21 protein-coding genes are annotated in these 21897 nt (G+C 44.3%); 7 read left to right on the top strand and 14 right to left on the bottom strand.

Annotated features, from left to right (window positions below):
- Positions 1 to 34: 34 nt before the first annotated feature.
- The 8 genes from Q7P41_RS08905 to hrcA all read right to left on the bottom strand — a co-directional run bounded on the left by Q7P41_RS08905 (position 35) and on the right by hrcA (position 8860).
- Entirely contained in the window at positions 35 to 1087 is a 1053-nt protein-coding gene (locus tag Q7P41_RS08905; protein ID WP_303883598.1) for a bis-aminopropyl spermidine synthase family protein, read from the bottom strand.
- Between the two features lie 28 nt (positions 1088 to 1115).
- Positions 1116 to 2465 (bottom strand): tRNA (N(6)-L-threonylcarbamoyladenosine(37)-C(2))-methylthiotransferase MtaB, encoded by a 1350-nt coding sequence (gene mtaB / locus Q7P41_RS08910; RefSeq protein ID WP_303883600.1) that lies wholly within the window; start codon positions 2463 to 2465, stop codon positions 1116 to 1118.
- Positions 2453 to 3196: a 16S rRNA (uracil(1498)-N(3))-methyltransferase gene (locus Q7P41_RS08915; protein WP_303883601.1), complete on the bottom strand. Its 744-nt coding sequence runs from the start codon at positions 3194 to 3196 to the stop codon at positions 2453 to 2455. The genes mtaB and Q7P41_RS08915 overlap by 13 nt, the downstream gene beginning before the upstream one ends.
- On the bottom strand, positions 3168 to 4034 hold the full coding sequence (locus tag Q7P41_RS08920) for a 50S ribosomal protein L11 methyltransferase (RefSeq protein WP_303883602.1): 867 nt from the start codon (positions 4032 to 4034) through the stop codon (positions 3168 to 3170). Before Q7P41_RS08920 ends, Q7P41_RS08915 begins: the two co-directional genes overlap by 29 nt.
- A 172-nt stretch (positions 4035 to 4206) precedes the next feature.
- On the bottom strand, positions 4207 to 5340 hold the full coding sequence (gene dnaJ, locus Q7P41_RS08925; protein WP_303883603.1) for a molecular chaperone DnaJ: 1134 nt from the start codon (positions 5338 to 5340) through the stop codon (positions 4207 to 4209).
- A gap of 13 nt (positions 5341 to 5353) precedes the next feature.
- The gene (gene dnaK, locus Q7P41_RS08930) at positions 5354 to 7198 is read right to left on the bottom strand and encodes a molecular chaperone DnaK (RefSeq protein ID WP_303883605.1); all 1845 of its coding nucleotides are present in this window, start codon (positions 7196 to 7198) and stop codon (positions 5354 to 5356) included.
- Positions 7191 to 7817 (bottom strand): nucleotide exchange factor GrpE, encoded by a 627-nt coding sequence (locus Q7P41_RS08935; RefSeq protein WP_303883607.1) that lies wholly within the window; start codon positions 7815 to 7817, stop codon positions 7191 to 7193. The genes dnaK and Q7P41_RS08935 overlap by 8 nt, the downstream gene beginning before the upstream one ends.
- A 26-nt stretch (positions 7818 to 7843) precedes the next feature.
- A complete protein-coding gene (hrcA, locus tag Q7P41_RS08940; protein WP_303883609.1) occupies positions 7844 to 8860 on the bottom strand; it encodes a heat-inducible transcriptional repressor HrcA in 1017 nt (338 codons plus the stop codon).
- A gap of 268 nt (positions 8861 to 9128) precedes the next feature.
- On the opposite strand from hrcA, the gene Q7P41_RS08945 reads away from it, so the two are divergent.
- The 4 genes from Q7P41_RS08945 to Q7P41_RS08960 all read left to right on the top strand — a co-directional run bounded on the left by Q7P41_RS08945 (position 9129) and on the right by Q7P41_RS08960 (position 11918).
- Positions 9129 to 9782, top strand: coding sequence for a histidine phosphatase family protein (locus tag Q7P41_RS08945; protein WP_303883611.1), 654 nt, complete (start codon positions 9129 to 9131; stop codon positions 9780 to 9782).
- A gap of 77 nt (positions 9783 to 9859) precedes the next feature.
- Positions 9860 to 10705, top strand: coding sequence for a dihydropteroate synthase (gene folP / locus Q7P41_RS08950; protein WP_303883613.1), 846 nt, complete (start codon positions 9860 to 9862; stop codon positions 10703 to 10705).
- A gap of 5 nt (positions 10706 to 10710) precedes the next feature.
- On the top strand, positions 10711 to 11196 hold the full coding sequence (gene folK, locus Q7P41_RS08955; RefSeq protein ID WP_303883615.1) for a 2-amino-4-hydroxy-6-hydroxymethyldihydropteridine diphosphokinase: 486 nt from the start codon (positions 10711 to 10713) through the stop codon (positions 11194 to 11196).
- A 20-nt stretch (positions 11197 to 11216) separates the two neighbouring features.
- Entirely contained in the window at positions 11217 to 11918 is a 702-nt protein-coding gene (locus tag Q7P41_RS08960; RefSeq protein WP_303883617.1) for a hypothetical protein, read from the top strand.
- 74 nt (positions 11919 to 11992) lie between these two features.
- On the opposite strand, the gene Q7P41_RS08965 is transcribed toward Q7P41_RS08960, so the two are convergent.
- Together Q7P41_RS08965 and glgB are read right to left on the bottom strand one after the other, a co-directional pair.
- Entirely contained in the window at positions 11993 to 14401 is a 2409-nt protein-coding gene (locus tag Q7P41_RS08965; RefSeq protein WP_303883619.1) for a DUF3536 domain-containing protein, read from the bottom strand.
- A 44-nt stretch (positions 14402 to 14445) separates the two neighbouring features.
- Positions 14446 to 16362, bottom strand: coding sequence for a 1,4-alpha-glucan branching protein GlgB (glgB, locus tag Q7P41_RS08970; protein WP_303883621.1), 1917 nt, complete (start codon positions 16360 to 16362; stop codon positions 14446 to 14448).
- Between the two features lie 250 nt (positions 16363 to 16612).
- Here glgB and Q7P41_RS08975 point away from each other — a divergent pair, with 250 nt between their 5' ends.
- Entirely contained in the window at positions 16613 to 17329 is a 717-nt protein-coding gene (locus Q7P41_RS08975) for a DUF554 domain-containing protein (RefSeq protein WP_303883623.1), read from the top strand.
- Between the two features lie 58 nt (positions 17330 to 17387).
- Positions 17388 to 17549 (top strand): hydrogenase expression protein HypA/HybF, encoded by a 162-nt coding sequence (locus Q7P41_RS08980; protein ID WP_303883625.1) that lies wholly within the window; start codon positions 17388 to 17390, stop codon positions 17547 to 17549.
- Between the two features lie 86 nt (positions 17550 to 17635).
- On the opposite strand, the gene Q7P41_RS08985 is transcribed toward Q7P41_RS08980, so the two are convergent.
- The 4 genes from Q7P41_RS08985 to Q7P41_RS09000 all read right to left on the bottom strand — a co-directional run bounded on the left by Q7P41_RS08985 (position 17636) and on the right by Q7P41_RS09000 (position 21184).
- A complete protein-coding gene (locus Q7P41_RS08985) occupies positions 17636 to 18571 on the bottom strand; it encodes an ArsA family ATPase (protein WP_303883626.1) in 936 nt (311 codons plus the stop codon).
- Between the two features lie 58 nt (positions 18572 to 18629).
- Entirely contained in the window at positions 18630 to 18905 is a 276-nt protein-coding gene (locus tag Q7P41_RS08990) for a hypothetical protein (RefSeq protein ID WP_303883627.1), read from the bottom strand.
- 113 nt (positions 18906 to 19018) lie between these two features.
- Positions 19019 to 20644 carry a carbon starvation protein A gene (locus tag Q7P41_RS08995; RefSeq protein WP_303883628.1) on the bottom strand — a complete coding sequence of 542 codons (1626 nt, stop codon included), beginning with the start codon at positions 20642 to 20644 and terminating at the stop codon, positions 19019 to 19021.
- 6 nt (positions 20645 to 20650) lie between these two features.
- Positions 20651 to 21184 carry a hypothetical protein gene (locus Q7P41_RS09000; RefSeq protein ID WP_303883629.1) on the bottom strand — a complete coding sequence of 178 codons (534 nt, stop codon included), beginning with the start codon at positions 21182 to 21184 and terminating at the stop codon, positions 20651 to 20653.
- Positions 21185 to 21387: 203 nt separating this feature from the next.
- Between Q7P41_RS09000 and rimI the strand changes: the two genes are divergently transcribed.
- Positions 21388 to 21882 (top strand): ribosomal protein S18-alanine N-acetyltransferase, encoded by a 495-nt coding sequence (gene rimI, locus Q7P41_RS09005; protein WP_303883631.1) that lies wholly within the window; start codon positions 21388 to 21390, stop codon positions 21880 to 21882.
- Positions 21883 to 21897: the final 15 nt, after the last annotated feature.

A 21897-nucleotide genomic window follows, 5' to 3' on the forward strand; every position in this document is an offset into this window, starting at 1 on the left:
AGGGTCAACTCCTCTTTCCAACAGTCACGTTTCGCTATGTAGTTGAGCTTTCTGGATCGTTATATATATCGCGATTGGTCAAATCCTCGTTAGGTATCTCAAGTTTCTCCACCATCTCGACCCTTACCATCGAGGATTTATACCAATTTCGAATAGGGGGTTGCTTAATGGGCGCTAAATCCCACGCCAGCATTTCATCAACGTATTCCCAATTCATATAAACGTTAAAATCATGAATGATATCTGTGATGACCAGCCCTCTTTGAAGTAGTTTCATTTCAAGCAAGCGCCACTTATAATAGGAGCTTTCCACATGGGTGATGCCAAAATAGCCAGCGCATCCCTCACCCTTTAATGCGATAATCCCTCTGCCGACAAAGGCATCAAAGGCCTCAATAGTTTCGGGTGGATCACAGAAAAATACATCAAACTTACTGAGCAATTCCTTTGTTAGCGGCTTTCTTAAGTCATGTCTGATAACCTGCAATGGAAGACCAAGCTCCGTAGCAATTCTTTGCTCGAAGGCAACGAGACGCTCATCCAATTCAAGCACCACAACACTTTTAACCAAACCTGTGAGGCCTAAGGCAACTCCAACTAAATCATCGTCACCCAATACTACAACTTCCTTACCCCTCAAATCGCCCCTACTGTCCGCTAACGCTATGCGGGCAAATGTCGTTTCCGGGGTAACGTAACCTTGATCGAATTCCCTAATTGCCTCCGGTCTGTCGATTTGGATCCTTAAAAACTCATCAAAGGCTTCCCTAAACTCATCTATTACTACTGTTTTGCCGTCACAACGAGGACATGTATGAAAATGTAAAGGAAAAACGCCCTCTTCTTCAATGAACATGCGCCCTTTTTGGGTTAATAAGACACCCTGGTCGGTAAATTCTATCAGACCTCTATCAGCAAGTAGCTTTAAAGCTTCTGCCACTGCTGGCAAGGGTTCGCAACTAAAAGAAACTATATCCCAAAAGTTGTCTGCTACAAGCAAAGCAGATAAAACTCTCTCTGCATTGCGGGTTCCCCAAGGAATGTTCGCGTTCTCCGTAACGTATTTAGATAAAATGTCTTTATTCACATCAAACTCCCCCTTTAGTCTGCTAACCTTAAGTCTCAGATGAAACGCCATGCAAGATGCCGTGCTCGGCTTTCGTTACATAAATTTGACGTTCAAGACCCACAATTTGCCCTTCAAGACATCCTCGCGGCTCTTTTGACCTTCGATCTATGTCAGCCTCCACTTCCAGGTAATGCCTCGAAAGACCTTTAACTCTTGCCCCATCACAATGTTCAACCAAGATTTCAATGCTTTGTCCCACCCACCTACGAGCAAACCTTTGTAAAAGTTTCCTTCCAAGATTAATTGCCCTGTCCATTCTTGACTCGAGCTCGCGCTTGTCTAGCCTTTCGGGCATGGAGTAAGCCTTCGTTCCCTTGCGAGGTGAAAAAGGAAAGACATGAACCCTCCCTATTCCTAAATTATCGATTAAAGTCAAAGTGTTTTCAAAAGCCCTTTCGCTTTCTCCCGGAAACCCCACTATGATATCGGTACTTACGTGTACATCATCTCCAAGATAACATCGCACATTTTCAATGATGTTCGCGAAGTCCTTGGCTTTATAACCCCTCCTCATGAGACCAAGAATACCATCATCGCCACTTTGAAGAGGAATATGGAGGTGACGGCAGAAGATCTCGCTTTCCGCTAAAAGGCGCAGTAATTTGTCATCCAGGGCCAGAGGTTCTATCGAACCAAAGCGCAGCCTTTTCAACCCCTTTATTTTGGCAAGCGATTTAACCAAGTCTCCAAGGTCAAAATCACACCCGCTGCCATAAAGCCCAAGATGCACCCCCGTCAACACGACTTCTTTGCACCCTTGGCTAACTAGACGTTCGACTTCATCGATAACCTCTTGCATATCCCTGCTGATAGGACGTCCTCTCAAAAAAGGCACTATGCAATAAGAACAAAAGGAATCGCATCCGTCCTGTACCTTAACGAAAGATCTTGTATGAAAGCTAACTTTTGATAGCCTCAGGGAATCCCACCTTTCATCGTGCAGTACATCCGTTTTTAAAATTAAAGGCTTTTTTATCCTTCCTTTAATCATGTTAGCTACAATGTTCGTCAGCTCGGCCTTTAATCTATTTCCTACGTAAAGGTCTGCGCCCAAGTGAAGCAGATCTTCATCGGGTCTTCCCTGCACATAACAACCACATAAAACCGTAATTGCTTGAGGGGATTTCCTTTGCATGCGCCGCAATGCCTGCCTGCACTTTTTCTCCGCCGTCTTTGTTACCGCACAGCTCACCAGCACGCCAACGTCAAATTCATCGCCGTTAGCAATGATGGCTCCCTCATTCCTGAAGGAGTCTGCTATAGCTTCGGCTTCGTAGATGTTAGTACGACATCCTAAACATTTAATTCTTACCTTTACGTCCTCTAATGATCGCAAGATGAAACACCCTCGGCACTCAAGATTATATAGGACAATCCCGCTACCGCCGCAGTATTTGTCCGCAATATATTTGGTCCCAGCGAAACGGGAATAAAGTCCGCTTTTAAAAACAAAGACATTTCCTCCTCCGTCCAATCGCCCTCAGGGCCAACGGCAAATGCTACATCTTTTTGGCCAACTATTCTAATCTGACCCAAGGGTCTCGCATTATCAGTTAAAGCACCAAATAAGCGAAGTGGAGGCAACATCTCTGCTTCCAAATCGGAAATCCTCGAAGGTTCGTGCAAAACCGGATGGCTGCTTATGCCACTGACCTTTGTAGCCTCATCGATGATCCTTTCCCATCTTGCCTCTTTACGTTTGATATCTCCCTTTAATTTAACGATACATCGTTCGGCCAAGAGGGGTATAATTTCGCTTACACCCAGTTCCGTAACATGGCTTAACATGTCTTCAAAGGCATTAGATTTCACAAGCGCAACTAAAAGCGTCGTTCGAATTTTTATTCGGCTCAGGGGGAGCTTATCGATCTCCCTTGCGATGACCCTGCCATCTTTATATCCTTCAATGACAAGCAAAAGCTTTCTGCCCTCAAGAAGGCCTTCAACTTCATCTCCGATGCGACATCGCCTTACGTGCATCAAATGGTGAGACTCCCTGGTATCCAAAACCCATACGTCGCTAGAAAGCCTCTCGGCCTTATCTAACCTCGTGCGAGGCAACGACACCCCACCAGTCCTCCTCTTCAAGTTCTTCTGCAATCGAAAATTTAGCCCTTTTCACTGCTTCAACGAAGCATTCGCGTTCCTTTAGTAACAAACCGGACATTATCATAAACCCGCCTTTAACCAGTATCTTTTTAAATGAATCCAGCATAGCGATCAAGGGTTCATACAATATATTCGAAACTATGCAGTCCACAACTTCATTGAAACCTCTTGTTCCATCCGCAATCTCAAGAATCAATCCGGTAGTTACATCGTTTAAAAGGGCATTTTTCTCAACTTCCTCTTTTACCGCGGGATCTATGTCTCTGGCGATTACTTTTGCAGCTCCAAGCTTGAGGGCTGCTATGGAAAGTATACCAGAGCCAGTGCCTACATCTAAAACTTTGTCTCCCGGTTTTAAATACTTTTCAAGCAACCTCAAAGCTATTTGCGTGCTGGCATGGTATCCCGTGCCAAAAGCGCTACCTGGCTCGATGTATATGGGTATCCGCCCGAGGGGCACCTTGTGTTTATGCCATGGCGCTAACACCACCAAGCGATCCCCCACCAAGAGCGGGGGAAAGGCCTCCTTATGCATTTTTAACCACGGTCGCCATTCCTCTTTGCCAGCATCGTGGATACGAACGTTTACGAACCCCTTTATTAATGACGAAGCCTTTTCAATGCATTCTTCCAAGTCCAAATCCGAACGGTAATACAATTTTGTCCTCAAGTAATCTTTGGCCTCTAATGTTTCGGCTCCAATGCTATTTGATGCTTGAGCAACATGATAGAGAATTTCTTCTGACCCCTGTTTTGACTCTAAAATAATATACCACCAATAAACTTCGTCCTTCATATGCCCCACACCACCCCTAACGCTCGTTCTCGTTCGAGAAACATTAAGGGGAGCCTCAGCCCCCCTTGGACAAAAATCAACATTCATTATTCTAGTAAAACTTGTTATTCATAGAAGCGAACCATCGACCATTAAATTACAGTTCTGCGCATTTCCTTGTATCATGCAATTTTTAAGCAAACAATCCCTTTAGTTTTTCGATCAGTCCAGATGACTTGACAGGCACGTCCATTTCCAAGGCAAGGGCCTCAATCAAGGCCCTTTGCTTGTCAGTCAAATTACGTGGAACAGCGATATTTATGTGAACTATCAGGTCCCCGCGCCCACTGCCCCTCTGTCGTGGCATGCCTAAACCTCTGAGCTTCTTGATGGAACCCGCTTGAGTTCCTGGGCTTAATTCTAACTCCTCTTCTCCTTCTAGCGTGGGTACCTTTACCTTGCCTCCCAAGACCGCCACCGGAAAGGGCACATCGACCGTCACATGAAGATCATCGCCTCGTCTTTGAAAGACGGGGTCCTCTTCTACCTCTATGACCAAAAACAGGTCCCCTGGCGGTCCGCCGTTTTTGCCCTCTTCGCCTTCGCCTCGTATCCTAAGGCGAGTTCCTGTATCTGCTCCAGGGGGTATGTTAACTTCTATCTTGCGCTTTACCCTGGTCCTTCCTCGACCTCCGCAGTCTTTGCAAGGGTCATTGATGACATAACCCGCCCCTCCGCAACTAGAGCAAGTGCGAACCGTAACGAATTCACCAAAGGGCGTCTTCGACCTCGTCTCCACCTGGCCCTTCCCTCCGCAAAGGGAACAGCGTACAGGCGAGGTCCCAGGTGCTGCTCCACTACCACCACAAGTCGTGCACTTTTCCCACTTGGGTATGTGCACAACTTTGGTGGCACCATAAGCGGCTTCCATTAAGGTGACGATTAGGGGCATCTCTAAATCCAATCCTCTTTGTGGCGTCCTAACTTCCCTTCTGGGGCCAAATCCTCCAAAGAAGTCACCAAAGAGATCGCCAAAAAGGTCCCCAAAACCACCAAAATCCCAGGCGCTTTCGCCGCCATAGGAGGGAGGAACGTCGCCCGCAAAGCCGAATTGGTCATATTGGGCCTTTTTTTGAGGGTCGCTTAAGACCTCGTAAGCTTCGTTTATAAGCTTGAATTTTTCTTCAGCTTCTTTGTTACCGGGGTTGGCGTCGGGATGGTACTGACGCACCAACTTCCTGTATGCTTTTTTTATCTCTTCCTGTGAGGCATCCCGCCTTACGCCCAATATTTCATAATAATCTTTTCCGCTAGCGGGGCCTGGCAATTTCGGTCACCTCTTATGCCTCTCCGCGATCTTTGTACTCAGCATCAACCGTGGGACCCTCACTCGGATTTTCTTGAGACTTCCCTGCTTCGGAAGTTCCAGCACTTCCAACCCCTGCCTTCTCTTGAGCAGCTTGAGAATACAGCCTGACAGCCAATTCGTTTAAATCCTTCGTCAGATCTTCGCAAGCAGATTTAATCGCCAGCACGTCATCCTTGCTCAAAGCTTGCTTGACCGCCTCTATCTTTGATTGCACCTTGCTTTTTTCGTCCTGAGTCACTTTGTCACCCAAGTCGCGCAACAACTTCTCAGCGTTATATACGGCGCTGTCGGCCTCGTTTCTGGCATCGGCCAGCTCTCTCTTTCTCTTGTCGGCTTCTTCATTCGCTTCGGCCTCCCTGCGCATACGTTCAATTTCTTCTTCCGATAGCCTGGAGGATTGAATCGTGATCTGCTGTGCTTTGCCCGTAGCCAGGTCTTTGGCCGTCACGTTTAAGATGCCGTTCACATCGATATTGAAGGTGACCTCAATTTGAGGCACACCGCGCGGTGCTGGAGGTATGCCATCTAGGAAAAACCTCCCCAAAGAGACGTTATCTGACGCCATTGGCCTTTCGCCCTGTAAGACGTGTATCTCAACTCGCGTTTGATTGTCGACAGCTGTGGTAAAAATCTGGCTTTTCGATACGGGGATGGCTGTATTTCTTTCTATTATCTTGGTGAACACACCACCCAATGTCTCTACTCCCAGGGAAAGCGGCGTAACGTCGACCAAAACTATATCCTTATGCTCCCCTGACAAGATGGCTGCCTGAATGGCCGCTCCAACGGCAACGCATTCATCCGGATTTATTCCTTTTGTTGGCTCCTTGCCCAACAACTCCTTAATTTTGCGTTGCACCATTGGCATGCGCGTTGCCCCGCCAACTAATAGGATCTTATCCACTTCGGCGTAAGTTAATCCGGCGTCTGATAAGGCCCTCTGAACCGGACCTACGACCCTTTCCAGTAAGTCCGCTGTCATCTCCTCAAATTTTGCCCTGGTTATTTCAAGCTCGAGATGTTTGGGCCCATTTTGATCGGCTGTAATGAAAGGCAAGGATATCATGGTCTCGGACATGGAGGATAGCTCAATCTTCGCCTTCTCCGCGGCCTCACGCAACCTCTGTACAGCCATTTTATCTCTTCCCAAATCAATGCCCTCGCGGCGCCTGAATTCCTCGATCATCCAATCTACAAGGCGCTGATCCCAATCATCGCCACCTAAATGATTATCGCCACTTGTAGCCATAACCTCATATACACCTTCTCCTATGTCTAATATAGACACGTCGAAGGTGCCTCCCCCTAAATCAAAAACTAAAACCTTAAATTCTCCGCCCTTTTCAGTTCCGTAAGCCAAACAGGCAGCTGTAGGCTCGTTAATTATCCTAAGGACCTCTAGCCCTGCTATTTTACCTGCGTCCTTCGTGGCTTGTCTCTGGGCATCGGTAAAATAGGCTGGAACGGTTATGACTGCTTGTTTTATCTCTTCACCTAAATAATCTTCGGCGTCGTTTTTTAACTTTTGCAAGATCATGGCTGCAATTTCCTGAGGAGTATACTCTCTTTCGTCTATTTTGACCTTGTAGTCGCTTCCCATTTTTCTCTTTATAGAGAGGACAGTGCGCTCAGGGTTAATGATAGCCTGCCTCTTAGCCAGTTGACCCACCAAGCGCTCTCCGTCTTTTGTGAAGGCTACCACCGAAGGAGTTAGTCTACTTCCTTCAGCATTCGGTATCACTACAACATTATCTCCTTCTTTCACAGCAACGACGCTGTTGGTTGTTCCAAAGTCAATTCCCACTACTTTACTCATCCTTACCCACCTCTTTATCGGTTTCTTCGTTCAATTTACCTACTATTACCCTTGCAGGCCTGATAACTTCTCCGTTTAAAGTGTACCCTTTTTGCACCTCTTGAACGACCTTTCCATCGCTGTCAATATCAGAAACAGTTTGTACCGCAACGGCTTCGTGAAACAGGGGGTCAAAGGGTTCGCCAATCGCCTTTATAGGAGTTACACCGAATTTAGCCAAGACGTTTAAAAAATCCCGGTAAATCATGCATGTTCCCTTGTAAAAGGCGGATTCCCTTTCAGCCTCGCAATTTAAGGCGCGTTCAAAATTATCTATTATCGGCAGTAAATTTAATATAATTTCTGCAATGGTCGAGTTTTTTTGTTTCTCAATATTGGATTCCATTCTTCTTTTATAATTATAAAAATCAGCCTTTACCCTCGCAGCTTCGTTGTACAAAGCATTATATTGCTCCTTCAGATTGGATAGCTCCTTTTCTAGAGTCTCTTTCTCATTAATAAGCTCCTCGATATCTTTCGCCTTGCAAAAATCCAGGACTCGATTTTTGTCGACTTCGCTGTCCTCTGCCAACTCTTCAAGCCCTTCCTTCAGTCCTGCATTTAAATCTTTATCAGGCAACTTCAAACTCCTCCCTCATAGAGAATCTAATCCAACAGGTGTTCGCACAACATCTCGAGCACTCCGATTGTCCTTTCATAATCCATTCTAACTGGACCTATTACCCCGAGTATGGTCTTTTTAACGCCATTTTCGGTACTCGCAAGCACCAGAGAGCAATCTCTCATGGCTTCCACGGGGTTTTCATCGCCGATAATTACGCTTATGGGCTCCTCAGTGGCACAGGCTTCCAAGATTCTTGCAAATTCTTCCTCATTTTCGAGCAAAACCAGCAAGGAGCGCAATTTTTCCATGTCCCTGAAGTCTGGCAACAGCAATATGTTACTAGTACCACCCGTAAAAAATCTATAACGAGACTTTTTCAAAACGAGATCCACTTCATCCAGCGTTTGAAGACATATTTCAGCGTAATGGATGAGTTCTCTAAGCATCTTTTCTCTAATGACATCGCGGGCCTCGAACCAAGAGCGGCCCGATATTATACAGTTGAGATAAGAACTCAAATCATCTAGCTCTTCTTGCGTTATTTCTTGCTCAGTCCTTATAACGTCATGGTGCACAAAACCGCCTTCTAGTATTATCAGTAACAGCACGTGAAAGCTATCCACTTTAACTAAATCTAACCTGTTTAACGTTGCGTCGCTCAAGACGGTTATGCCTGCGACAGAGATATAGTGAGTTATGCTGCCTAAAAGCTGGGTTAAATAGGACAACATTTTTTCTATGCTTCTCTTTTCTTCCTTCAATGCTTCCAGCTTTTCTCTGGCTACTGAGGGTGTCAGTAATGACCTTTTTTGCAATATCATATCCACATAAACTCTATATGCCTTGGACGTTGGGATGCGCCCCGCTGACGTGTAGGGTTGGCATAAGTATCCCGCTTCCTCCAGATCTGCCATTTCGTTGCGAATGGTCGCCGCGCTTCTGTGCGTAAGGTACTTTTTAGATATTGTCCTCGAACCTACAGGTTCTCCTGTCCTTATATATTCATGCACTATGGAATACAGTATATCCAACTGTCGTTCCGTTAACTCCGTTGACACTTTTTCCACCCCCTAGAGCAAGAACGCCTAATTAGCACTTACCTCCTTCGGGTGCTAATCGCTCGCAAAATAGATTATCAACTTTACATGGGGATTGTCAAGACAGGTCAAAAGAGCCATCTTTTTACGAGGGTACTTCATGTATGTATTTATTAAAAGCTTTGGCGTGTTCAAGACCCGTAATTAAACAATACGATCTATGCGTTTTTCTTCGAACTTAGGTGTACAATGGTTCAGGCAAAATCCATTAAGCTGGGGGGATGACTTAATGTCGAACCGCGTGGAGTCAACTAAAATTTTATTGGTTAGACATGGGGAATGTCATGGCAACATAGAGGGCTTATTTCGAGGTCGCAGCGACTTCCCCTTAAATGAAAACGGCATCAAACAGGCTCAATGCTTAGCAGAAGAAATTGCAAGCCTGGGCCCGATAGACTCCATCTTCACCAGCCCGCTTAAAAGAGCGTTTCATACGGCTCAAATAATTTCCCAGAGAAACGGGGGAGTCTCAATAACCCCTTTGCAGGGTTTTACCAACATCTCATTGGGTCCCTGGGAGGGCCGCAAAAAAGCGGACATAATGCAGGAATATCCCGAAGAATGGGCCTTATGGATAAATTCCCCCGAACGATTAAGGTTGCCTAACGCGGAGAGCATACCCGATGTGCAAAGACGTGCTTTTTCGACCCTGGAATTCATCGTGCAAAAATATAAAGGAAAGGCTCTTGTAATAGTAAGTCATCGTGCTGTCATAAAGCCCCTAATAGCCGCTTGCCTTCAGATAGCTGACCCCTATTTTTGGCGGATACACGTAGATACTGCATCCTATAGCATAATAATGCACGACGAAAATAGAGGATACTGCTTGACCCTGCTCAATCAAACAAAGCATTTAAAAAGTTTTACAAGCGAGTGGGTATAAGTTATAAGTAGTACTATAAATAATAAAATATAATTAAAATGAAAAACTTCACTTAAAGACAAAGGAGTTAGATTTTAATGATTGCTTTAGACTTGCCAAGAGAACGAAAGCTGGTACTCGGCGAGAAGCCGTTAATAATGGGGGTTTTAAATCTAACCAGCGATTCTTTTTTTCCACAAAGCAGAATACCCGATATGACCCTGCTCGTTGAAAGGGCAAAAAAAATGATCGAAGAAGGAGCGGACATTTTAGACGTTGGAGCTGAATCCACAAGACCTGGCGCAGACCCCGTTCCATTAGAAGAGGAAATTGGAAGACTTATACCGGCTCTTAAAGCGTTAAGAAATGCTTTGCCCGAGGCCGTCATATCAGTCGATACTTATAAGTCCACGGTTGGAAAGGCTGCACTGGAAGTTGGAGCAGATATAATAAATGACATATCGGGCTTATCCTTTGACGCCAATATGGCCAACATGGTGGCAAGCTTCGGAGTTCCCATAATAATAATGCACATTAAAGGTACACCCAAGGATATGCAAAAAGATCCAAGATATGATGACGTCATAAGGGAGATCAAAGATTTCCTGAAAGAGAAAATGGAACTTGCAGTTGAACATGGCATAAGACGAGATCAAATCATATTGGACCCTGGGCTGGGATTTGGAAAAACCGATGAGCACAATTTGCTCATATTAAAGCATATTCAGGAATTTAGATCGCTCGAGAGGCCTATTTTAATAGGCCACTCGAGGAAGGGCACGATATACAAAGTATTGAGACGCAAAGGCCCTGAAGAGGCGCTCTACGGAACGTTAGCCATTTCTGCCTATTGTGCACTAAATAATATCGAAATACTTCGAGTCCATGATGTCTTGGAAAATAGGCACATCGTGGATATGATATCCGCCATTCAAAGGGTTTGATTGAAATGTGGACAATAGGTGTCGGATTAGGCAGCAATCTAGGGGATCGCTTAAACAATCTGCGCCAAGCCGTAGAGTTGCTTAAAAATTGTGGCTTTCTTGTAAAAGATCGAAGCGATGTCTTTGAGACTCCGCCTCTCGGAGTTGAAGAACAACCATATTTCTTAAATGCCTGCCTTCTGGCAGAGTACGATGGAAAGCCAGAGGAGATATTGAGGTGCTTCAAAAAGATCGAGGCAAGAATCGGGAGAAAGCCGCGCGAGCGTTGGGGACCACGTGAAATTGATTTAGACATCTTGTTCATCGATGATTTAGTGCTCAGTAACGATGAGCTCGTCATACCTCATCCACAACTTCATAAAAGGCCCTTTGTGATTATGCCCTTGCTCCAGATATGTCCTAAATGGCGGCACCCCTTACTAGGTGTCACCATAGAAGATCTATACAAAAATATTGATGCTTCTTCAGTAATCAGGATAACAAACCTATGATGTGATGGGAGGATTTACCCATGAAAAGACGCTTTTTCTGTGACAAGCTCGTATTTTCATTAATCCTTTTGCTCTTAACGAGCAGGATAGCTTCAGCTATGTCTATTGTTACTGCAAAGAAATGTCCCATTTACCTCGTGATGGAAGAAAAGGATGGCACAATCTCTCAAGCCTATTTGGGTACACCGGCTGGTTCGCATCAAATCAAATCCATAGAAGGATATGTTTTGACGCAGCAAGAAATGATCAGTACAAAAGTAAATAAAGGCTCCCGGTGTTTTTTGTGGAGATTAAGCTTCGCAAAGCCAGACAATCCCGCAGAGTTGATGCAAGTATGGATAGCCTACATACAGGAGAAGAAAATCATAGAAGTTGCTAGCGGCAAATCACGACGCAACGAGTGGTCTAGGGCAATCTTGCAATTACCACTTCCTGAAGGGGTGTTCCTTTTTATATCTTGTGAGCCTGATGGAGATGAGACGTCTTTGTCAAACATATTCACTATAACACTTACAAGTAAGGGACTAACTTTCACGCCAGTGGCGGAACTATACCAACAACTCATACCACTTGCTATAACCTTTGCTCAATCTAAAGGAATTTTTGAAAACGAACGGACGCAAAAGACGATAGGCACCCTTACCCAGCTTGCTCAGGGCGAAAATGTCGATAATATCGCTAAGATGCTAAATTTAAAAAAGGAATTCAAGATAACCTGGTAGCGATTTTGGTTCAAAGGGCCTTTGACTTAGCTTATCCTTGTAATTAGCACTCGTTAAACGCTAGCTGTCAGACATTAAACCTGAACCTCTACGCCTAACTGTAAGCCAAGATGTTTCATTACATCGCGAGCTTCGCTTTCGATAGTTTTGTTTTGCCCCAAGTAGTTAGTAACGATATCATAATATATGTTTTGCGCCTTCCATAGATCTAACTTTACATCAATCTGCGATAAAAGTTCTATGATCCTTCCAGCCTTGAGCAATAAACTTAAATCCCCTTCCCGAACTTTAAAACTTTCCAATAGTGAGTTGACTTTATCACATGCTATCTTGCTAATTTGGCTTTCGTCAATCAATACATTCCAATCCTTTATTTCCCTGCATATCCACTCCAAATCTTCGACGTCAATATCCGGATTCTTTAAAATTTCATCTAGCTTGCCACTCAATGTGACATCAACCGTGGCACGAAAGGCCCTTGGAAGGGGGATTTTCAACTCCCGGAGCACTTTCATTGTAGAATAGTTTGCATTGAATGTCTCTTCATAAGCCACCATGACCACATCTAGAGCATCTTCAATCAAGTTATTGACAATCTTATACTGCTCATCTCGAAAGAGATGCTTTAAGGAGAAAATCCTGCCTTCGAAATGCTTATCCATCTTTCTAACTATCTCAGGAACATCTTGATCTTCAAAGGCAGTTTCCAGCTCTCTCAACATTAAAGCATACGATGCCTCGCCCAGATGTTCGATCACACTGCAAAAAAGCTGCAATCCACTAAGATAACAAGAGGCAAACCACAAAAGATCTTCTTCCCAAGTAATTGAAGAAGATACGTGAACCTTTCCCAAGTGTAGAACAAATTTTCTCAATCCAAAAGTTTTCAAATCCACATTCTCAACTTCATAGCAATAAACGCTCTCCTTAACCCTTCCGTTTAGTAACATGGATGCCATCACACCATGGGCGCCAACTCTGAGGAGATCCAAAACCTTGGGGGACACAATTTTCTCGTATATCCGCTTGCCGTTTTTCATTACCGGATCGTTGCTTTTAGCTTTCTCAAGCAGTGCGAGGAAATCCGTTTCTAAATCCCTACCGCTAACTTCTCTTGCCAATTGAACGACGCGCGCAGCATAAGTCATAATCTGCGTGGCTTCCAGACCCGAAATATCATCAAAAAACCAGCCACAACTGGTAAACATCAACATGGCGTTTCTTGACATCTCAAGCAACTTCAAGGCGATGACCTTTTCGTCCTTTGAAAGATCCTTCTTGGCGTTGCGATGAAAAAAGTCTTCAACGTTCTTGGGGGTGCGATCCAATATCACGCTTACATAATCATCCCTTGCGCGCAAGGGCTCCTTTAAAAGCTTTGAGGCATAGTCTTCATAAATTACCGTTGCTCTTTCGCTCAGTAGTTTTACTGCCCCTCTAAGAGGTCTTCTCCACTCCTGTGTCCACTCCGGATTCACTCCGGTGTTACATCCACAGTTGCTACGCCATCTTTCTATGCCATGGACACAACTCCAAGAGGTGTTTTCCGCTATTTGCACCTCATCTTTAGGGGGGAACTTTTCCAAATACTCACCATAAACCGTAATCCTTGCCAGGTTTTTGGACTCTAAGAAATATATGCAGTACGCAAGAGCCATATCTCCAAAACGGTGATGGTGGCCGTAAGTTTCCCCATCCGTTGCGATATTGACCAGTTGCGGGAAACCATCGTCCTGCCTGAAAGCGCCCAGTAGCCTTTGCGCATAAAGCTCTCCGTCGCTCAAAAGTCCACCAAAGGCCACATCTTGCGAAATGGGTCCATCGTAAAAAAACAACGAAATATCTCTGCCGGAAGGAAGACGGCACAAATAAGCTTTTTTTGTATCCAAAGTTGCGGCTGTCACTTCCTTCCATCCCCCGCCCCTAAGAGGTCTAACGCGCTTTGCCTGATGTGGTGCTAGTATGGTAAATTTAATATTCTGTTCAGCAAGAACTTCAAGAGTTTCCAAGTCAACCGCAGTTTCTGGCAACCACATGCCCTCGGGAAAACGATTAAACCGCTTTTCGAAGTCTCTAATTCCCCAATAAACTTGTGTCCACTTATCACGATAACTTGACAAGGGCATGATGATATGATTGTATGCCTGTGCTATTGCCGATCCGTGCCCACCAAAGTTTTTCATCGAGATCCGGTCGGCTTCCAGTAGAGACTCATAAACCCAAGAAAATTCCTTTTCCATCCAACCAAGAAGCGTCGGGCCGAAATTAAAGCTAATCTTAGAGTAATTATTTACAATTGCGATGATACGCCTGTCACCGTTCAATATTCTCGAAGCGGCGTTGGGAGCATAGCACTCAACGGCAATTTTTTCGTTCCAATCGTGATAGGGATGGGCGGATTCTTGACGCTCCACAAACTCAAGCCACGGATTTTCTCGTGGCGGTTGATAAAAATGACCATGAATACACACGTAACGTTCCACCTTCATACCCTCTCTTCAACGAATAATAATTAATTATTGTAAATTTAGCCTTCATGTTTGAATACCAAAATTCCCAAAGGTGGAAGTGTTAAGGATAAGGAATATTGCCACCTTTGAAAAGGAGTGGGCATGGACACCGCCCCGCCCAAATTACCCAAGCCACTTCCTCCATAATCAATGGCGTCGCTATTTAATACCTCCTTCCAAAAACCAGTCCTTGGCACGCCAACCCTGTAATCGAAGCGGGGAAGGGGAGTAAAGTTACATACAATTAAGAAAAGATCCTTTTCCTTTACCCCCTTTCGAAGATAACAGATTACGCTTTGCTGCCAATCAGAAAAGTTGGACCACTCAAAGCCATTAGGTTCGTGATCGTACTCGTGAAAAACCGGTTCACTGAAATACAATACATTGAGATCATGTATCCATCGTTGAACCCCCTGGTGAAAGGGGTACGCAAGCAAATGCCAATCAATGCTGCTTTCATGGTTCCATTCAGACCACTGCCCAAATTCTCCTCCCATAAACAATAACTTCTTTCCGGGATGAGTAAACATGTACCCATAAAGCAGGCGCAGGTTCGCAAATTTTTGCCATTGATCGCCTGGCATCTTTGAAATGAGCGAGCCCTTGCCGTGTACCACCTCGTCATGAGACAAAGGAAGTACAAAATTTTCACTAAAAGCATACCATATGCTAAAGGTCAGCTGATCATGGTGATACTTTCGGTATATAGGGTCAAGCGACATATAATACAAAGTATCGTGCATCCACCCCATGTTCCATTTCATGCCAAAACCAAGTCCGCCGATATAGGTAGGACGAGTTACCATTGGCCACGCGGTTGATTCCTCGGCAATGGTCTGAATATCGTGGAAATCCATATAAATAACTTCGTTCAATCGCTTCAAAAAAGATATGGCCTCCAGGTTTTCTCTCCCACCATATTCATTTGGAATCCACTCCCCCTCTTTTCTAGAATAATCGAGATATAGCATGGAGGCCACAGCGTCCACTCTTATGCCATCAATATGATATTTCTCAAACCAAAATCTGGCATTGCTTATGAGAAAGGCCCTGACCTCGTATCTGCCATAGTTAAAAACGCAGCTTTTCCAATCGGGATGAAATCCTTTTCTAGGATCGGCATGTTCGTAAAGATGCGTCCCGTCAAAGTAGACCAACCCATGCTCATCGTTTGGAAAATGGGAAGGCACCCAATCCAAAATGACTCCAATTCCCGCTTGATGAAGCCTGTCAATCAAATACATGAAATCTTGGGGTGTGCCGTACCTGCTGGTCGGAGCGAAATATCCAGTGATCTGGTATCCCCAAGAGCCGTAAAAGGGATGTTCCATCACCGGCAAAAACTCAACGTGGGTAAATCCCATTTTTTTTACGTATTCTGGTAAATAATGGGCCAATTCTTTATAAGTTAGCCATCTATTGCTGTCTTCGGGAACGCGTCGCCAAGATCCTAGGTGTACCTCATATATAGAAATGGGCGATTTTAGAGAGTTGCGTGACGTCCTATTTTTCATCCACCGCTCGTCGTTCCATTGGTAAGAAAGATCGTGAACAATGGAGGCGGTTTTAGGAGGCTTTTCCCAAAAAAACGCATAGGGATCACCTTTGTCCACCTTATAGTTATTATACTGAGATGAAATATGGTATTTGTAACGAGCGCCTTCCTGTAAACCGGGAATAAAACCCTCCCAAATTCCTGAACCGTCACTTCTTACCCTTAAATAATACGTCTCCTTCGACCAATCATTAAAATCTCCCATTACGGAAACCGAACTGGCATTTGGCGCCCATACCGCGAAGTAAACGCCCTTTTCTCCATCTGCTTCTACGAGGTGAGAACCCATCACTTTGTACAAGTTAAAGTGGTTTCCTTGTTTAAATAAATATATATCGAAATCAGACCAAAGGGATATGTCGTATCTTACTTTTCTCAAAAAGACCACACCCTTCCACTTATAAGAAAATCATAAGCGAAGCATTCGCACATTTTGAACTGCCTAGTACATATGACAAATTATACCCTTTCTTTTCATTAAATCAGACCCGTTAAATTTTCCGAGCTACAGCCTTGTAACGTTTGCTCAAGCTGAAAACATGTTTCAAATCTAATGCTGCGGGTGGAATATTCTTCTGGTTGAAGGTAAAATCTCCTGTATATGTTTTTCATTAACAGGGGGTATAAAAATGTATGACCTTATAAACAATATACCTGCGGCAGGATCCATAATAAATGCCTTAGCTATTGTTTTGGGCAGCACCATTGGCCTGATAATAAAAAGAAGAATACCTGAAAGAATTACAATGGTTGCCTTTCAAGTCATAGGATTGTTCATATTAACACTGGGTGTGCAGATGACCATGCAGGGAAAAAACATTTTAATCATGATGTTGAGCGTGCTCCTAGGCGCAATAGTTGGGGAAGCACTAGAACTGGAAGAAAGGTTGCAAAATGGACTAAAAGGCTTAAGAACCAATATGATAAATCGTGGATTCCAATTCGGCGAAGACCACTTGGTAGAGGGTTTTTTAACTGCTTTTTTACTTTTTTGCATGGGATCGATGGCCATCTTGGGCGCTTTTGAGGAAGGAATCGGCAAACCACCCAAGTTGTTATTGATCAAGTCCATGATGGATTTAGTCTCTTCGATCGCACTAGCTTCAACTTTAGGGGTCGGGGTGCTTTTTTCTGCAATTCCCCTTTTGCTGTATCAAGGGGGAATCACCTTAGGAACCATTTGCCTTAACGACTTCATATCAAACACGCTAATAGATGATATAACGGCGGTTGGAGGGATTTTGCTTCTTGGGCTCGGCCTTTCCCTACTAAATATAAAACATTTTAAGGTATTCAACATGATCCCTTCTTTGCTCTTTGTAATAGTATTCTCGTTATTTTTATAAAACACGAATGGCCAAAATTGTGTATAATATAGGCAAAGGCAAGATGGGAGGTGTCATCATGAGAAAATTTCGTTGCCTCGTTTGCAAGCACGAATTTGAGGTAGAAGACGTCCCCCCTGTGATGAAGTGTCCGAAGTGCCACGCCCGCTTCATCGAACTAATTGAAGGAGAATCTCTTAAGGGTAAACCTTGGAGCAGCAAAAGCTTTAGCGTAAGTTAATCTTTTAGAAAATCTCATAAGAAGTTTTCATAAAACAGTAGGGTGGTGTTTTTATCCCTACTGTTTTTGCTTAATACAAATGTGCCCTATCCTGCAACCAGCATATCCGCTATGAGTCGAAGGTCAGTCAAACCCCACACGTCTTTGTCAAGAAGCTTGATTTTTGCCAACACCTTATCACCAAACTTTTCGTAAATAACATTCACGTACTTTTCTTGAACTTCTTTGCGCTTATCTATGAAATCCCCGCTCAGTTCTTGTGGGATAACGCCATTAATCACGATGCCTGCAGCCTTGATGCCCGAACTTTCTAAATATTTAAGAGCTCTTTCCGTCTCAAAGACGGACAATCGCTCCGGAGTTACAACAAAGACGAAGGCCGTTTTTTCGAGATCGCTTAATACGCTACCCGCCTTTTCAAAGAGGGCTTTCCTCTTTTGCAAAATGCGTAAAATCGGGTCCTCTTTTTCAACACCGGATGCCCTTTGGAATAATTTTAACGCCTTTTCACGCTTTTCTACCAGGCCATTGATCCACAGGTCCAGAAGCTTGGGCAAGGACAAAAGTCTTAAGGTATGCCCTGTAGGAGCGGTATCGAAAACTACCATATCAAAGGATTTCTCCGCCTCTTCCATGACTTCGATGAACTTATCAAATATTGCCGCCTCCTCCGAACCAGGTGACATGTAGGCTGCGTCGATTTGTTTCTGCAGAGCATCAATCACCACGCTGCTAACGGCACTCGATAGCTGCCTTTTGATGCCCTCAATGTATTTCTTCGCCTCTATTTCCGGATCCACCTCAAGAGCAAACAGATTATCTAAAATTTGAGCTCCCTTTGGACCAATGGCTTTGTCAAAGATGTCTGACAAAGAGTGAGCTGGATCGGTGGAAACCAGTAAAATTCGCTTGCCCCTTTCCGACGCTTTCAAAGAAAAAGCGGCGGCACAAGTTGTTTTGCCAGTGCCGCCCTTGCCTCCAAAAAACACATATTTTTTGTCGAATAAAACGGCCACGCTCATAAAGTGTCACGTCCTCCCGATTACCTTGGAATCACCCCAACGGGGCGAAAGTTTAACATCAGAAATCAAATTGTGCAGCCTTCTCTTCCAAGACTGTGCCTTTGACCGCCATGCGTTGCTGCCAACGCTCTATATCGTCAGCCAAGTAAGGTAATAACTCTAAAGTGTAATAAGATGTTGGATTAGGTATACCCAGAAGATCGCCAAAAACAAGGAGCATAAAAGCATCGTTTGCATCGAGCGCCTCTTTCATAACCATGGGGTGAGTTTTATTTATAGGCCTTAACAGGGTGGCGAAAAAGTCCTTTAAGAAGGCCGCCACCTTTTTCCACATCACTGAGATCCCCCTTTAAACGCAGTTATTTACAAAAAATTCGCATAAAAAACCAAATTTCGGCATCCTCAGGGGAATGCGTTGTTTATACATTCCCCTGAGAAACAAATGGACTATGCCTGCTGCTCCTTCTTCTTGCCGGTTAAAACATTGTAGCTTAACGCTATCAAGATAATTGCCAGTATGAAAAGAAGGACTCCAAAGAAGACTAATATATAATTCCCCTTTGCAATATTTGATTGGATCAAGAATACCAGAGCCGTAAGGGTGACTACAAACATGAATATCATCGGAGCTATTAACATCTTATTGTTCATTCCCTTGTTGGCAAGCCACGCAGCCACTGCAAGCAACGCCACGCCTGCCAAAAGCTGATTAGCAGAACCGAACATGGGCCATATGACTCCCCAGCTCGTAAAGGCCAAGTATATCGAAATGCCAATCGTTATGACGGAAGCAACGTATCTATTGCTAAGGATCGACGCCCCGGATGCCGGTGACTCCGCTGCAGAGGTTTCCTGAAAGAATTCCTGAAAGGCAAATCTCCCGAGTCGACCTGCCGTATCCAAAGTGGTAAGAGCAAAGGCCGACACAGCCAGGGCAGTGAAAGTCTTTCCCGTAGTAGCATCTACACCAAAGCTCGTCATGAATGTTGCTATCCCAGTTGAGAACACGTTAACAGGTCCTCCCTTTAAAAGCTCCGCATAACCATCCGAAGTTAGGTAAACTGCCGTAAGAGTAGCAAGAATTGCAAGTGCACCTTCTATCAACATACCACCGTAACCGATTATTTTTGCGTCTCCTTCTTTGTCAATCTGCTTTGCCGTCGTACCAGAAGCAACAAGCGAGTGGAAACCCGAAATAGCTCCACAGGCTATCGTTATGAAGAGCATGGGGAAAAGATAACCTTGAGTTGGATGTTTAAAAGCAGTCACCGCTGGCATTGCTATCCTGGGATGATATAAGAGAACGCCTATAAATCCGCCTAGGATCATGGCATATAACAAGAAAGAATTTAGATAGTCTCTAGGCTGAAGCAACATCCACACAGGCAAAATAGCGGCCACGACAATATACAACGACAATATTATCAACCACGTTTGTTTGGACAATTGCAGCGGGAAGACAACGCCAAGCCATATACATGCCGCCAAAAGCGCAACACCGACAACAGTGCTCACAAGCAACGGCGCATTTCTTCTGTATATGGAAAATCCAAAAGCCATGGCTAAGGGTATAAACAGCAGTGACGCTGTGGCGGCTTCCGGGGTTGAAACAAAAGTGTCAGCTACTATATTGGCAAAAGCCGCGATGATGAGTACTAAGGTAAGCCAGGAGAAGAGTAAAAATAGCCTCTTGGCCGCCTTTCCGACGTTTGCATCGATAACGCCTCCGATGGACAAGCCCTTGTGCCTGATCGATGCCACAAGCGAACCAAAATCATGGACAGATCCAATAAATATATTGCCAATGACGATCCATAGCGTAACAGGCAACCATCCAAAAACCGCAGCTAGTATTGGGCCGTTGATTGGCCCTGCTCCCGCAATGGAAGCAAAGTGGTGACCCAGTAAGACAGGAGCCTTTGCAGGAACGTAGTCAACCCCGTCGTAAAGCTCATGAGCTGGGGTTTTTGCTTGCGGATTTATTCCCCACTGCTTTGCAAGCCAACCGCCGTAAAATATGTAAGCCAATAAAAAAAGCAAGAAAGAGACCAACATCAACATTACACCGCTCATCAAAGCTCACCTCCACGTAAATATTTTTTTCAAAAAACTCTTAGGTTCTGGCTTTATAATAAAATCTTCTTTTATTTGCCTTCCACTAACATTGCTCCACACCCGTTCGTTGCTTAAATCGACGAGTAAAAACCTCAATTCGTACCATCCCCTCAAGCCAAATTTGAAATGACGACCATGTTTTATTCCTTCAACAAAACGAACGAGCTCACGTGAAGCTCCTTTACTCAATACTACCACTAAAGTAAGAAATGTGCACATATGATTCTCCTTTGGATTTACCCAATTATCATATTCTAAGGTAATCCAATTGTAAAGGTTGACTATCTCCGATAGTGATGGCCTATCATAGCACTTTAGCATTCTATAATCATGAGCTTCGTAAGCATCAAGGGCGTATCCCAGTATCGTGCGCTCAGTCCGAACATGACACTCGGCATATAAATCAAAGGATTTGCCCCTTATTTCGTAATTTCTATAGACATCAAAATATCGTTTGTGCCTATTTTCAAGCAACATAAGGTAATTCGTTTTATCCACCTTTCAAACACCTCTGCTTGGCGTCCTCTAAGCAAGCACCGTAATTAGGTATATTTAAGCTGGTAAACCCACAATTACATTATAATACTTGATGTCTTTGCACATCGCAAAAAACAATTTTGGTTGTAAAATGTTTTTGAGGTCTTTGGATCTATTTGTATTTGTAGCGGTAGCAGGAAAAATGATAGAAGGGGCCCCTGACGATGTTGTTAGTCGATATAAGATATTGCAGTTTAAAAGACTTAAACGATATTTACTCCATTGAAATGGCGGCTTACGAATATCCTTGGCCATACGAAATATTCGAAGCGGATCTTAAGCGTAAAATAGGCAAGATTTTCTACATAGGTGCCTGGTGGGGAAACAAGCTGTGTGGTTTTGGTACCTGTCGTCGAGAAAAGAGAAAGCTTAAAATCATGAACCTCGCCGTTCATCCCGACTTCAGGCGCAATAAGATAGGATCTCAGTTACTGCTTGCAATGGGGGAGCTTGGAGTAAGCTTAGGATGTAAAAGGGCCCTTTTGGAAGTAAGAGTCACTAATCATCCTGCACGATTGTTGTACGAGCAATTTGGGTTTAAGCCCATACGTCTCCTGTCGCGCTATTACCAAGATGGCGAAGACGCCTACTTGATGGAATCGCCGTTGCCCTTTCAGATCGTATTGCCAAAAGATAATGCAGAACCTCGGTCCGAATGAAGAAAGGGTCGCACC

This window comes from Acetomicrobium mobile, assembly GCF_937920065.1.